The organism is Lentzea sp. NPDC092896, assembly GCF_044754905.1.
GTDB lineage: Bacteria > Actinomycetota > Actinomycetes > Mycobacteriales > Pseudonocardiaceae > Lentzea.
The window spans coordinates 568588-581673 of record NZ_JBIVPX010000003.1 but is presented as its reverse complement, the minus strand read 5'-3'; the positions used below and the strand labels follow the sequence as shown (position 1 = coordinate 581673).

The 13086-nt window shown below is 69.6% G+C and carries 10 protein-coding genes; 2 read left to right on the top strand and 8 right to left on the bottom strand.

What is annotated here, in order from left to right; translation table 11 throughout:
- Position 1: 1 nt before the first annotated feature.
- The 3 genes from ACIQF0_RS18555 to ACIQF0_RS18545 all read right to left on the bottom strand — a co-directional run bounded on the left by ACIQF0_RS18555 (position 2) and on the right by ACIQF0_RS18545 (position 1260).
- Entirely contained in the window at positions 2 to 214 is a 213-nt protein-coding gene (locus tag ACIQF0_RS18555; RefSeq protein WP_360047109.1) for a hypothetical protein, read from the bottom strand.
- Between the two features lie 91 nt (positions 215 to 305).
- Complete coding sequence (locus ACIQF0_RS18550; protein ID WP_360047110.1) at positions 306 to 650, bottom strand: hypothetical protein; 345 nt, start codon at positions 648 to 650, stop codon at positions 306 to 308.
- A 235-nt stretch (positions 651 to 885) separates the two neighbouring features.
- On the bottom strand, positions 886 to 1260 hold the full coding sequence (locus tag ACIQF0_RS18545) for a hypothetical protein (protein ID WP_093594958.1): 375 nt from the start codon (positions 1258 to 1260) through the stop codon (positions 886 to 888).
- Between the two features lie 354 nt (positions 1261 to 1614).
- Here ACIQF0_RS18545 and ACIQF0_RS18540 point away from each other — a divergent pair, with 354 nt between their 5' ends.
- Both ACIQF0_RS18540 and ACIQF0_RS18535 read left to right on the top strand, forming a co-directional pair.
- Positions 1615 to 2844, top strand: coding sequence for a hypothetical protein (locus tag ACIQF0_RS18540; RefSeq protein WP_401030806.1), 1230 nt, complete (start codon positions 1615 to 1617; stop codon positions 2842 to 2844).
- On the top strand, positions 2841 to 4112 hold the full coding sequence (locus ACIQF0_RS18535) for a glycosyltransferase family 2 protein (RefSeq protein ID WP_401030804.1): 1272 nt from the start codon (positions 2841 to 2843) through the stop codon (positions 4110 to 4112). Before ACIQF0_RS18540 ends, ACIQF0_RS18535 begins: the two co-directional genes overlap by 4 nt.
- On the opposite strand, the gene ACIQF0_RS18530 is transcribed toward ACIQF0_RS18535, so the two are convergent.
- From ACIQF0_RS18530 to ACIQF0_RS18510, 5 genes are all read right to left on the bottom strand, one after another.
- Positions 4109 to 7552, bottom strand: coding sequence for a glycosyltransferase (locus tag ACIQF0_RS18530; protein ID WP_401030802.1), 3444 nt, complete (start codon positions 7550 to 7552; stop codon positions 4109 to 4111). The two genes, ACIQF0_RS18535 and ACIQF0_RS18530, sit on opposite strands and share 4 nt — an antisense overlap.
- Position 7553: 1 nt before the next feature.
- Positions 7554 to 8666 carry a hypothetical protein gene (locus ACIQF0_RS18525; protein WP_401030800.1) on the bottom strand — a complete coding sequence of 371 codons (1113 nt, stop codon included), beginning with the start codon at positions 8664 to 8666 and terminating at the stop codon, positions 7554 to 7556.
- A 90-nt stretch (positions 8667 to 8756) separates the two neighbouring features.
- On the bottom strand, positions 8757 to 11120 hold the full coding sequence (locus ACIQF0_RS18520) for a glycosyltransferase (RefSeq protein ID WP_401030798.1): 2364 nt from the start codon (positions 11118 to 11120) through the stop codon (positions 8757 to 8759).
- Entirely contained in the window at positions 11117 to 12202 is a 1086-nt protein-coding gene (locus ACIQF0_RS18515; protein ID WP_401030796.1) for an acyltransferase family protein, read from the bottom strand. The genes ACIQF0_RS18520 and ACIQF0_RS18515 overlap by 4 nt, the downstream gene beginning before the upstream one ends.
- A complete protein-coding gene (locus ACIQF0_RS18510; protein WP_401030795.1) occupies positions 12202 to 13086 on the bottom strand; it encodes a hypothetical protein in 885 nt (294 codons plus the stop codon). Before ACIQF0_RS18510 ends, ACIQF0_RS18515 begins: the two co-directional genes overlap by 1 nt.

Genomic DNA, 13086 nt, shown 5'->3' with positions numbered 1-13086 from the left:
TCTAGCCGCCGATGACGTGGGTGCCGTCGTGGATCATCTCCACGTTGCCACCGAAGTTGTGCAGCGTGCTGACGCCTGCGCTGTCGCCGAGCTCGCTGACCTTGCCGATCGGGTCGACGTCGGGAAGCTGCGGCGCGGCGCTCGCGGTGCCCGCCATGGCGGCGATCGCACCCGCGGCGATACCGGCGGAAGCGACGATCTTCTTGATGCTCAAGACGTTCCGCTCCTAGAAAAGTGGAACGGCGCCCGATTCGAGGGGGAGGGAATCGGGCGCCGCCCCGGCCAGGAAGTGCTGGTCGGTCAGATCAGATGTCGACGGACGCGGCACCGGTCGGCACGCCGGCCGGCTCGTTCAGGCCGAGCAGCGTGGAGGCCGGAAGGCCGGTCGCACCAGCGTCGACGTTCTCGACGAGCGCGTTGACGTCCACGTCCTGCGCGTTGATCGCCTGGATCTTGCCCGCGGCGTCGGCGGTGTTGACGTGCGCGAGGTCGCCTGCCTGCGCGATGTCGCCCAGCTGGCCACCCAGGTCGGGCGCGGTGTGAGCGGCGGCGGACCCGGTGTCCGCATGTGCGATACCACCCAGGCCGAGCATGACGGTAGCGCTGCCGAGGGCAACAGCGGCCCCCGCGACGGTCTTCCTGAGGTTCATGGGCGCGAACGTTTCTGGGTCCGGGCCCTCTACATCAAGCTGCGTAACTCAGGCGAGGGAAGTTCTTCATCCTTTAGGGGCGCAACACGGCTTGCTACCGAACGTCATGATTCTGGTCGTATTGGACACACGAGGTCCGCCGGAGAACAGGACAGGCCTTGTCATCGAGGCGCCGAACTCGGACATGGTTCAAAGTCGCCGCAATACGCGGCGACTTTGAAAATGACTGACCGACCTAGGCGATGGCCCCTGGCGGCAGCTTCAGCTTGAACGGCAGCGTTGTCACGACAGCCAGATCGGACGCGGTCGCCTTCATCAACGAGGGAGCGTTGCGAGCGCCGGGCTCAGGCAGGTCCAGCAGCCTGTCCACGGCCTCGACCAACGGGCCCTCGTAGATCCACACGGCCTGAGCCGGCCTGGCCGAGTCACGAACCGCTGGCAGGCGTCCTGCGCGCGCTTCCGTCTCCGACCAGAACAGGATCGAGTCGATGAAGCCTCTGCGCTGCTTGAACGCCATGATTCGGTCGAGCTGCCCGGCGTCGTCCCTCAGGTGGAGGAACTGAAAGCCACTCTCGCGCAGCTCGATGACCTTGTTCAGTGCGTGGTCCATGGCGCACCTACCCCTGTGAGGTCCCCTTCGGGTGACTGATCAGTCATACGACCCGAAAGGATCGTACGTTAAGTCAACGTTCCGCCGTAAGACGTACTCCGAACGAGTATCTCAATTGGTGGACGTTTGTGGCGCAGGGTAATCGTTGGCCTTCTTGGTTGAGGAAACGGCCAGGAGGACCGCTACGGTTCGCACCAAGAACGCCAAACCGCCCAATGTGACTAATGTCACGCTGATCAACATGTGTCGCCTCCGAGTGGCTCCTACACCCGTACTAGACGTGTAGCACTCGTCCTGGGTTGCACCTTGGCGACTCGCCGGTCTTGGCGGGGTCTGACCAGTAGAGTCCGACCGGTGCGTGAAGAAACCGCCATTGGGGGAGCACTCGGCTTGCTGTGCAGCACCGAGCTGGACGGGCTTGGCGACCAGTTGCCTGTGCGCGTCCTCGGACGGGAGCTGCGCGAACGCCTCGGTGATTGGCGGATCAGTCCGCTCGCCCGGCGGGAGCACTCGCACCGGGCCGACGGCGGACTGGGCGCGTTGCCGATCAGTTCGGTCGGGCCGGACGACTTCCACCTGATCGTCGTGTCGCCGTCCGAGCCGGTCGAGATCGCCGAACTGCCCGGCAACGCGGTCGCGGTCGCGGTCAGGAGCGGCGGGCAGACCGGCATCAAGGTGCTGTCGACCAGGGACGGCGGGCCGAACGCGGAGGCCGTGCCGAACCTCGGCGTGCTCGCCAACCGGCTCGTGGAGCCCGAGGTCCTCACGGCTCGCGTGCAGCACCTCCAGCAGCTCGGCAGGCTGCCCGAGCAGCAGTACCTGCTCTGGCACGTCACCGAGAGCACGCCACTGGTCCGGTTGCGGCCCGCGGTGGCCAAGGCCGCCGAACTGCTGGCCATCGACCACGTCGTGGTCATGCCCACCGGCACGAAACCGGACGACACCGGCTGGCCCGAGCTACCGCACGACGCGGTCGTCGAGGACCGGCTGGCCCTGATCGCGAACGCGGCCGCGGTGGTGGCCGGCGACGAGCACGTCGCGGCGGCCGCGCAGTCGTTCGAACGGACCTGGGTGCTCTTCGACCCGAAGGGCGTCGACCGGCCCGCCGTCGAGCAGTTCGGCAGCGCCGAGCAGATCGCCACCGCCCCCAGCCGGCTCGTCACGGCCATGCGGCGCGCGCTCAAGGTGGAGAGGTCCGCCAAGGCCGTCCGGGTGCTGGACGAGCACCTCAACGCCGTGGCGCGGCTTGCGGAGGACGCGTTCGCACGGACAGGTGCCGTCGAACCGCGCATCGCGATGCTCGCCGCGGAGAACCGTGCGCTGCGCAAGGCGCACCAGCAGCTGCACGCGCGCTTGATCGCCGAACGCGAGGCCGTCATCGAGCACATGCTCAGCCGCAGCGGTGACGTCGGACCGGACCTCGCCACCGAACGACGGCTGCACACCGAGCTGGCGGAACGGCATCGCGACGTGCTCGCCGCGCTGGCCGCGGAACGGGCCGAGCTCGCGGCGATGCGCGGCACCAAGCTCTACCGGTGGACGCGGCTGCCCCGCGTCGTCTACGGAAAGCTGCGCGGACGGTGAGCCCGCGCGTCACGTTCGTGCTGGTCACCTACGGCGGCGGGCCGATGGCCGCGCGCTGCCTGGAGGTCCTCGCCGAGCACACCGACCAGCCGTACGAGGTCGTGGTCGTCGACAGCGCGTCGCCCGACGGCACCGGGCAGTGGCTGGAGGACAACCTCACGAACGCGACTGTCGTCCGGCTCGACACCAACCTCGGGTTCGGTGCCGGCTGCAACGTCGGCGTCGAGCACGCGGGTACCGAGTTCGTCTGCTTCCTCAACGCCGACGTCGAGGTGACCGAGGGCTGGCTGCCGCCGCTGCTCGAGTTCCTGGACGGCAGGCCGGAGGCCGCGGCGGTCGCGCCGTTGATGGTCTTCCCCGACGGACGGGTGCAGGAGGCGGGCAGTCTCCTCGGCGGCGACGCGTACAGCAGGGGCTGGGGCGACGGGCAGTACGACGTCGACTCGTTCTACCCGCGCGTCGTCGACTACGCGTCGGCCGCGTGCCTGGTGATGCGGCGCAAGGCTTTCTACGAGGTCGGCGGGTTCTCGCCGGAGTACCACATCGCCTACTACGAGGACACCGATCTGCAGTTCATGCTGCGCAGGCACGGCTGGCAGGTGTGGGTTCAGCCCGCGTCACGCGTGCTGCACGTGCGGCACGGCACCAGTTCGACGGCCACGGCCGAACGCCTCTCCGACATCAACCGGGAGGTGTTCCGCAAGCGTCACGCCGAAGACCTGGCGGACCGCCCGCCGTCGCTGGGCATCCACGAGCACACCCACCGGCTGTGGTGGCTGCGCGACCACCCCGCCTCCGCGCGGATCCTGGTGGTCGCCGGCGAGGAGCTCGACGACGCCCTGCTCACCGAGCTCAGGGAACGGGACCGCGAGGCCGCCGTCACGCTGTTCGTGCCGGAGGAACCAGAGCACGACTGGCGATCGGCCGGGATCGAGGTCGTGTCCGACGCCGAACCGGCGACGTGGAGCCGCGAACGCGTCGGCCTCTACGACGTCGTCCTCGCGCTCGGCCCCGCCACGCCCGCGGAGGAGATCACCGAGTGGCAGCCTCAGGCCGTCCGGGTGCTGCGCCTGGACGTGCTGCCACACCTCAGGTGGGAGAAGCGGTACGCACGCGACCGCAAGCGCGAGGACGCCGTGCGCGCGGGCGTCGAACGCGCGCGGCTCGCGAGCGCGGAGGAGTGGGCGCAGATCGTCATGCGCGCGGGCGACGACGTGCTGGACGACGTGCTCGTCGAATGCGGTCTGGCGCCCGCTCGAACCCGCTAACGCTGAGCGCGCCGCAGCAACGCGGCCGCGAGCAGCCTCCGTTCGGCACCCGCCGTGTCCGGGCGGTCGCCTTCGAGCGCGAGGCGGACCAGCGGCCACAACCGGCGTTCGGCCGTGGTCAGCCGGGAGACGTGCTGGACCGTGTCCGGCGGCATCAGGTCGTGGTTGCGCATCAGCAGCACCGTGGCGAACTGCGCGATCCGGCGCGTCTCGTGCTCGACGATGTGGTCGAGCTCGGGTTGCTTGTGCGCCAACGCGTTCTGGTCCAGGCCGAGCGCGTACCTGGCCAGGCCCTTGAGACCGGGCAGGCCGTCGGCGAGGCGCGGCACCTGCCAGCCGGTGACGTTCGCACCGTGCTGGCGGTAGGAGTGCAGCGCGCGGTCGACGAACGCGATCCGGCCGATCGACAACGCGCACGCGGCCAGCCACTGGTCGTGATACGACGCCGGGGTGCTCGGCGGCAACGGCAGCATCCGCTGCGCCAGCACGTCCGCACGCACCATGCTCGCCGCGCCGGTCACCGTGTTGAGCAGCAACAACTGCTCCAGATCGGTGATCTGGTCCGGCCTGTCCTTCCACACGCGGTCGGTGATCACCGTGCCGTTGTCGTCGACCAGCCGCATGTTGCAGTACGCCAGCAGCACCGACGGGTCGGCGAACTCCGCCAGCATCGTCTCGATCTTGTCGGTGTCCCACAGGTCGTCCTGGTCGGACAGCGCGACGAACTCGGCGTCCGCCGGCACGAGCTGCAGCGCCTGCTCGAAGTTGCGGTAGAAACCGGCGTTCTTCTCGTGCTCGACGACGATGAACCGCGGGTCGTCGCCCACGACGTCGTGCAGCGTGGCCAAGCCGGCCTCGTCCGAACTGTCGTCGCTGATGACGCACACCCAGTTCTCGTGGGTCTGCGCGCGGATCGAGTCGAGCTGGGCGGCGAAGTGGTGCCGCGGCGGGTTGTAGGTGGCGAGACAGATCGCGACCTTGGGCCCGGTGGCGGGCCAGACGGCCTCGACGCGCTTCACCGTCGACTGTGGACGGACGCGCAACGGCGGCAGGTCGCAGCGGAAGATCGTGCCGTCGGCCAGCGTCACCAGGAGTTCGAGCGTGACGGAACCAGGTGACGTGCGTGCCCGGACCGGCACGCGCAGCCGGATTCCGTTGCCGGGATGGCCGATCGTGCCGGGGTAGGTCCTGCCGTCGGCGCGGACGGCGACGGCGTGCACCGGCAGGTCGTCGTGCACGGCCGTGCCTTCGAGCTCGACGACCTGGCCGCGGCCGACCGCGACCTCGTCGGTCGGCACCTCGACCTCGTACCGCATGCGCTCGACGCGGTTCTGCTTGCTCACCTCGCGGATCCGGCCACCGACCAGCGGTGCGATCGGGCCCAGCCGGCGCAGCACCGCGTCGGTCTCCTCGCCGCCCCTGCCGAGCAGGAGGTCACGCGTGCCGCGCACCGCACGGGCGGCGGGCCAGACGTAGTCACGTCCAATGTGGACGATCGACGACGAGTTCAGCTTGTCCAGGCGTGCCCGCAGTTCCGCGTTCTCCTGGGCGAGCTGTTCGGCACGCGCCGTCTGCTCGACGAGGCGTGCGTCGGTGTCGGCGAGCTCGATCAGCGAGTTGCCGGCCAGCTCGTCCAGCCTGCTGATCTCCTTGCGCAGCGTGTCCGCGGCCGCGTTCGACTGCTCGTGCAACTCGTCCAGTTCGAGGGAGCGTTCGTGCAGCTTCTCCGTCAGCTCGACGGCATGCGCGTTCAGCTCGACCGCTTGTGCGTTCAGGTCGGTGATCTGCTCGTGCAACTGCGGCACCGAGTTCGCGATGTCCTGCAGTTCGGTGAGCGCGGGCCCTTCCCAGAGCCTGGGCTTGCCGGGCACGTCGAGCTCGCTGAGCAGCGCGGCGTGCACCTCGTCCGCCGCCGTGCCGCTGACCAGTTCCTGCAGCGTCGCCTCGGCCGGGAGCAGGTCGTCCCACCTCGGCGCGGGCAGTGCGGCGAGCTCGGTCAGTTCCTCGGTGAGCTGCCGGATCGTCCACTGAGCGGGCCACGGATGCGCGGCGGCACTGCGGTGGACCTCGCGGGCGAACTCCAGCAAAGCCCGCACCAGCGCCAGTTCGGCGTCCACACCCGACTCGGCCTGCCACTCCAGGTCGATCCGGTGGTACGTCCCGTCCTCGGCGACGATGAAGTTGCCGGGATGCACGTCGAGGCAGTCCGGCGGCAGCACCGCGACGCCGTCGCGGCCGGGCAGGAACGGGTGCCGCACGTCCGCGTCGGTGGCGGGCCGCGCGTCCGCCGCGCAGTACTCGCGCCACCGCTTCAACCGGTCGCGCAGCGCCGGAAGGTCGTTGTCCGCCAAGGCGTCGAGCAGCAGGCTGTCCAGAGCGACACCGGGTAACACCGGGTCGCGTTCGACCAGCACCTGGCTCAGCCAGCCCGACTTGGTCTCGCGGCAGTCGGTCATCACGAGGTCGAGGTCGGCGGTCAGGGTCCGCGAGCGTCGCCACTGCGGGAGCCTGCCGTTGTTGACCATCCAGGCGAGGCCCGGTCGCAGGGTCCGTTCGACGGACTTCTGCGTGCGCGCGGCGATGACGAGGAACGACGGTGACACCGCCGCGCCGAACCCGTCCGCGACGGCGAGCCGGTGCGGCAGCCTTCCGGCCACCGCGCCGGTGGTGCCGCCGAACGCGCCCTGCAGCGGGTCCCGCACGAGCTTGTCGATCAGTTCGGGTGCGTCGGGACGGTCGTGCAGCGCCGCGTCCACGACGATCCGCGGGATCTTGTAGTCCGGGTACGGCAACAGCCAGCGCTGGGCGGTGAAACCGGCGTCCGCCAGCAGTTCGCCGAGCCGTTGCCTGTTCCACGTCCGCGCACCGGAACCCGGATAGCCGGCGGGACCGACCCACGACTTGCCGCGGTGGTCCTCCGCCCTGCCGAGCAGGTAGCCGAGCCCCAGCTGGTTCTCGATCGCCAGCACCAGCGCGCCGTCGTCGTCCAGCGCGTCCGCGACGTCACCCAGCAGTTGCTCGGGATCGCAGTACTCCAGCACCCCGCAGACCATCGCGAGGTCGAACTCGCCGTGCCTGCTCAGTTCGACGGCGGGACTGTCGACGATCCGCACGCCCGGCAGGTCGCGGCAGCGTTCCCGCGCCGCGGCCGCGCGCAACGGCACGCCCTCGACGCCGACGACGTCCGCACCGGCCTCGGCCATCGCCCGGCTCAGGACGCCGCTGCCGCAGCCGACGTCCAGAACCCGTTGCCCCGGCTGGATGTTCAGCGGCGCGAGCAGCGCGAGCCGCTGGGGGGAGAAGTGGTAGCTGAGCTCCCACGAACCACCCAGGTTCGTGGCGAGCTCCGCTGAACCACCGCTGACGTCCGCCGCCGCGCGGAGCCGTTCGAGAACGGAATCCTCGGCGCCGTCCGCGTAGTCGACGACGTCGTTGCTCATGTCAGGCGATCGGGAACTTCTTCGACACCGCGAAGCCGTAGTCCTGGAACTTCTTGATCAGGTCGGCGTCGCTGTCACCGATGGGCTCCTGGACGGTCGTGGCGCGCACGACCTGCTTCCCGGACGCGTACACCATCTGGTACGTGCCGTTCTGCTTCTGCTTGATCAGCTGGAGCACCTTGGACTTCGCGGGCAGCAGGCCACGCGCGCCCTCGACCATGCCGGTCTTGCCCGCCGCGTCCGCGAGATCGGCGGCGAGCTTCGTCGCCTTCTCCGCGGAGTCGGCCTCGAAGACCTCGGCGTGGTAGACGAACGCCTCTTCCTTGCCGCCCTTGAACGCGATCTTCTGCACGCCCGCGGCGGTCAGCGCCTCGGCTTCCTCAGCGGTCAGGAAGCCTGCCGTGACGAGCTTGTCGGCCGTCGCGTCACCGTTGTTCGGGTCCGCCGTGCCGGGCGCGGCGGGCAGCAGTTCGAGTGCGGTCTTCGGCTTGGCGCTCGACGAAGTGGTCGTCGTGCCGCCGGCCGTCGTGTTCTCGGTGCCACCGGAACCGCCGCGCAGGCCGAACCACCAGATCGAACCACCGATCAGCGCCACCACGAGGATCGCGCCGATGATCGCGAAGATCTTCTTGCCCTTGCCCGACGAACTCTCGTCGAACACCTCGGGACCGGAGCGCATCCAGCTGTCGTTCGACGGCGTCACCCACGGCGGCGTCTGGTCGCTGGCCTGCCACGGCGGGGGAGGACCAGGCTGCTGGAAGCCGTGCGCCGGTGAGGGCGGGCCGTAGTTCGGCGTGGGCATGCCACCGCCGGGCACGACCTGGGTGCGGTCCGCGTCGGCCGGCCGCGGCGTCACGACCTGGGTCGCGTCCGGGTTCGGCTTCGGCGGCTCGCCGCCACCGACCGGGGTGATGTACTGCGTCGCCTGGGAACCGGTCGACGGACCCGCCGCCGGCGGCTGGGCCTGCCAGCGCGGCTGCTGCCCGGACGCTTGCTGGCCGCTCGTGTTGCTGGAGGACAGCACCTGGTCGCGGCGAACCCGGTAGTCGTCAGCCGAGATCCGGCCGCTCGCAAGCTCGTCGTCCAGCTTGCGCAGTTCGTCCTGCCAGTTCACGCTGACAGCCCCTTTCTCCAAGTACGAACCCGGCCATTGTGCATGTCGTGCCTGAGAGCTGACCGGCCAACCGCCAAGTCGTGATCCGGCCTACCGGACCTTTGGGCCGGATGCCCTATACCGCTCTACCTGACTGACCACTCGCAGTATCGCCTTGCGCAGAACTGGCGTCACGCCTTGTGCCCCTGCCGGATCCGGCTCCGGTGCGGCGGGCGCGGCCGGTTGAGAGCGCTCCCGCCAGGTCCGCAGCGCTTCCCCGACCTGGTCCCGGATCCACTCCGCGGCGGCTTCGGTGCCGCGCGTGCGCCGCAGATGTTCCCGCGCGGCCAGCCCGCGTTCGGCTGCTCGTGCGGGATCGTCCGCGACCTCGCGCATCGCCTGCGCGGCCGCGTCGAGATCCGGTTCGGCCCAGTGCGCGTCGGATGGATACGGCGCGGCGTCCGGCCCTACCTCAACGATCTCGTACGGCACCGGCCAGCAGTTCACCGGGTCCAGGAACTCGGTGGTGCCCGAGTAGTCGGTGCTGATCACCGGGATGCCCATGGACATCGCCTCGGCGACCGTGAAGCCGAAGCCCTCCGAGCGGTGCAGCGACACGTAGCAGTCGCTACCGGCGTAGAGGTCGTGCAGTTCCTGCGCCGTCAGGTACTTCTCGACCAACGTGATCCGCTCGTCCTCGGCGACGGCGGCCCGCAGCCGTTCGGCGGCGGGGACGTGCTGCTTGCCGTTGATCACCTTCAGCACCAGCTCGACGTCGTCGCGGCCGGGGAAGGCGCGCCGGAAGGCCTCGATGGTGCCCAACGGGTTCTTGCGCTGGAAGACGCTGTTGAAGTCCATCGCGAAGAGGAACCTGGTGCGCCCGCCGGGTTTCTTCGCGGCCGCCTCCCTGCTCCTGACCGGAATGGGGAACACCTTCACCGGCTTGTCGGTGTGCGCGGCGATCGCCTCGCGGCAGAACTCGCTGATCGTCCAGATCTCGTCGACGCTGCCGTACGCGTGCATCGCCTCGGGGAACTCGTCGAGCTCCCACGACCACACGCCGATCTTGTGCCGTCCCTCGGCGACCTCGGGATGCGCGTGCAGCACCGCCTGCGTGAGGTCGGCGTTCACGCAAAGGACGCTGACCGGGAACCGCGGCCTGCTGACGTCTTCGGGTGCGTCGATGCCCAGTTCGTTGACCACGAACTCGTCCTCGATCACGGACGCCGTGGGCACGTTCGCCGCCGCGAGCGCGTCGTGCAGCGACCGCCCCAGCTCGCCGACGCCGAGCACCGCGGTGAGGTGTCCGAGGAGGTTGACCCCGAACTCGTCCACCGCGGGGGCGATCGGCGGGGGCGGCGTCGGGATCGCCCAGGACGGCAGGTCGCCGCCCGGCACCCCGAACGCCCGCAACCAGTCCAGGTAGCCGGGGTTCGCCGAGTCGTTGTAGTACCCGCGCAGGTCCGCCCGATCGCGCCAGATCGCGGCGGCCCACCGGTTCAGCGTGCCGAGCTCGGGTTCGGTGAGCCACGCGCGGAAGGCCTTGCCGCTGAACGCGTGCGGCACCTCCTCGTCCTCCTCGACCGCGGCCTGCCGGTAGATCGCGCGCACCAGCGGCGTGATCGCCGTGCCGTCGGAGAGCTCACTGAGCCACGACGGCGCCACGTCCTCCGGCGCGATGTACCCGGCCTCGGTCAACGCCGCCGCGTACCGCGCGACCACCGGCGCCAGTCCGGGCTGCGCGGAGAGCAACGTGCGAGGACGCGCGTTGAGGTACGTGCTCAGCAACCACGGCCTGGTCGCGTCGAACCCGAGGAAGTCGATCACCTGAGCGCCGGCGACCTCCCGCTCGAAGGCGTTCCACACGCCGATCGTCTTGCGGGCGACGTGATGCGCACGCTGGCTCACGGCCTGGTCGAACCACGCCTGATCAGCCCAAACGCCCCGCCCGAGGTCGATGGCGTGGAAGGTCCGCACCGCCTCGGCCCAGCTGTCCAGGAACTCCACCGCACCCTGCGAGACCACGACGAACCCGGGGTCGAACACCCCCGTGCCGACCAGCCGCCCCTCGTCGGACTTCACGTCGTCGAACGGCTGATGGAAGTGCGGCGACACCACGAGCGCGTGCTCGCCACCGAGCAGATCGCCCATCGGCGCCAGCACGAAACTCGACGACGTGAGGTGCACGGCGACATCGGCCTCGAGGAGAAGCTCCCGCAACAGCAACGGCTTCAACGCCTCGGCGAGCTGCTCGGGCGGATAGGCCGTGGCCAGCCCGAAGTAGTCGTCCTCCGGTACCCCGATCGCACCGGGACCCAGCACCGTGATGCCGTCCTCCGAGCGGGCACCGGGTTCGGCGTCGAGCACGGCGATGACGAACCGGCTACCGGGGTGGTGCTCCAGGTACGACTTGGCGAGCACCGTCGCCAGCGGCAGACCGCTCTCCCTGGTGATCGTGCAAGCGACCGCGTTCATGTTCCCCAGTTCCCCACGAGTTCGGGCTTGGCCGTGCGTGCCTTCGTCCGGCGGCGGTACCACCGCGCCACCGGATCCTCCACGAACCGGTACAGCAATTCCGACGCGACTGCCACACAGAGCAAAGCGAATGCGACCGCCAGCCACGATCCCACAGCAGGTGTGATCACGTGGAAAAGCGCGAAGCTGATCGGGATGTGCACGAGGTAGACCGCGTAGGTCCGCTTCGCGATCGCCGCGACCACCGGTGACCGGACGAGCTTCCCGTCCGCGCGGATCGCCAGCAGCATGATCAGCACGACGATCAGCAGCGTGCGCGGGAACGCCTGCCCGTTCGGCCACACCTTGCTGGTCAGGTCCGCCTGGACGAAGAGCAGGAAGTGCAGCGTTCCGAACGCGACACCGGCGCCGGCGGGCAGCTTGCCCAGTCGCACCAGCGAGATCAACTGGCCGATGAACAGCACCGGCAGGAAGGTCGCGATCATCCGCACCGCGGTGCTCGGCGCGGCGTTGTCCGGAGGGGTGATGGACAGCAGCACCGACACCAGCGCCACCGACAGGGCGGGCGGCAACCACGGCCACCGCCTGAGCAGCGGGATCGTGGCGGCGACGAAGAGGTAGAACACCACCTGGACGATGAGGGTCCACACGACGGCGAGCACCTGCGCGGTCTCCGGGACGGCGTACTGGACCAGCAGGAGGTTCCAGAACAGGTCGTCGAAGTCGGGGATCCGGTTGATGTTCACCCACTGCCAGGACGCGAACGCCCAGGCGAGCAGGGTGGCGATCCACAGGGAGGGCAGCAGCCTGGCGGCGCGGGCGCCCAGGAACTGACCGGTGGTCTCCCGGAACGAGACCTGCGTGACGACCAGGCCGCTGATCAGCATGAACACGCTGACACCGACGAAGCCCAGGTTCGGGTTCAGGTGCAGCGGGCCGATCAGCACGCCGTCGACGGCCTCACTGGCACCCCAGGGTTCGTTGCCGACCTGCATCCACCCCGCGTAGTGGTTGTAGATCACGACGACGCTCAGCAGGACGCGCATGAAGTCCAGGCCGTGCATGTACCCGGGCTTGTTCATCACGGCGCACCACCCAGAAGCGGGTAGCCGATCACGCCGGCCAGCAACACGAGCCAGATCGCGTGGTCGGCGAGCCAACGCACGGCCACATGTCCGGCGAGCCGTCGTGCGGTCTCACCGCTGACCACGACGGCCACCGCGACGAGCAGCGCGGCGATCAGCGAGGCCACCGGGTACCACCACTGCGCGAAATCCTCGTTCGTGTTGTTCAGCCCCAGCACCGGAATCGCGCAGAGCATCGCGGTGCCGGACGCGATCCACGTGGGGATCACCCGCCGGCTGTGCAGCGCGATGACCTGACCGACGACGACGAGCGGGTAGAAGACCAGGACCAGGGCCGCCCTGCTCGTCGGTGCGACCGCCACCACGACCGTGACGACGATGATCTGGGCGATCGGGACGACGACGCCGAAGCGGCGCGTGAGTTCCGCCGTTGCGACACCGACCAGCTGGAGCAGCACCACCCAGGCGAGCGGCACGAGCAGCGGTGCGCCCGTGACGAGCTGGCTGACCAGCGAAAGATTGCCTGCGAAAGCCAGCAGCGACGTGCCGGCGGTGTCCGGTGAGGTCCAGATCGGCACTCCGAACGTGACCAGGACGGCGGCGAGTCCGACCGCGATGCCGGCCGGCAGGTAGGTCCGCCGCAGCCGGACGGCCAGCGGGGACCGGTCGAACGTCGCGGTGTAGCCGGTGGTCGCCAGCAGCACGAGAAGCGCGAGCGGCCCGAAGTCCTCGCCGAGCCCGAGCGGCCGGTTGAGCACGGCGCGGATGACGGCGAGGTCGAAGTGCTGGCCGATCAGGTAGGCGTAGACGGCCAGCAGACCCGCGCCTGCCTGCAACAACGTGACCGCAGGCGCGATCGTCGTGCGCTGGGGTGCGGTCAT

Bases quoted from the DNA above. Each gene is read 5' to 3' on its own strand.
- ACIQF0_RS18550 (WP_360047110.1), bottom strand. From the start codon at position 650: ATGAACCTCAGGAAGACCGTCGCGGGGGCCGCTGTTGCCCTCGGCAGC.
- ACIQF0_RS18530 (WP_401030802.1), bottom strand. From the start codon at position 7,552: ATGAGCAACGACGTCGTCGACTACGCGGACGGCGCCGAGGATTCCGTT.
- ACIQF0_RS18545 (WP_093594958.1), bottom strand. From the start codon at position 1,260: ATGGACCACGCACTGAACAAGGTCATCGAGCTGCGCGAGAGTGGCTTT.
- ACIQF0_RS18520 (WP_401030798.1), bottom strand. From the start codon at position 11,120: ATGAACGCGGTCGCTTGCACGATCACCAGGGAGAGCGGTCTGCCGCTG.
- ACIQF0_RS18515 (WP_401030796.1), bottom strand. From the start codon at position 12,202: ATGAACAAGCCCGGGTACATGCACGGCCTGGACTTCATGCGCGTCCTG.
- ACIQF0_RS18510 (WP_401030795.1), bottom strand. From the start codon at position 13,086: ATGACCGCACCCCAGCGCACGACGATCGCGCCTGCGGTCACGTTGTTG.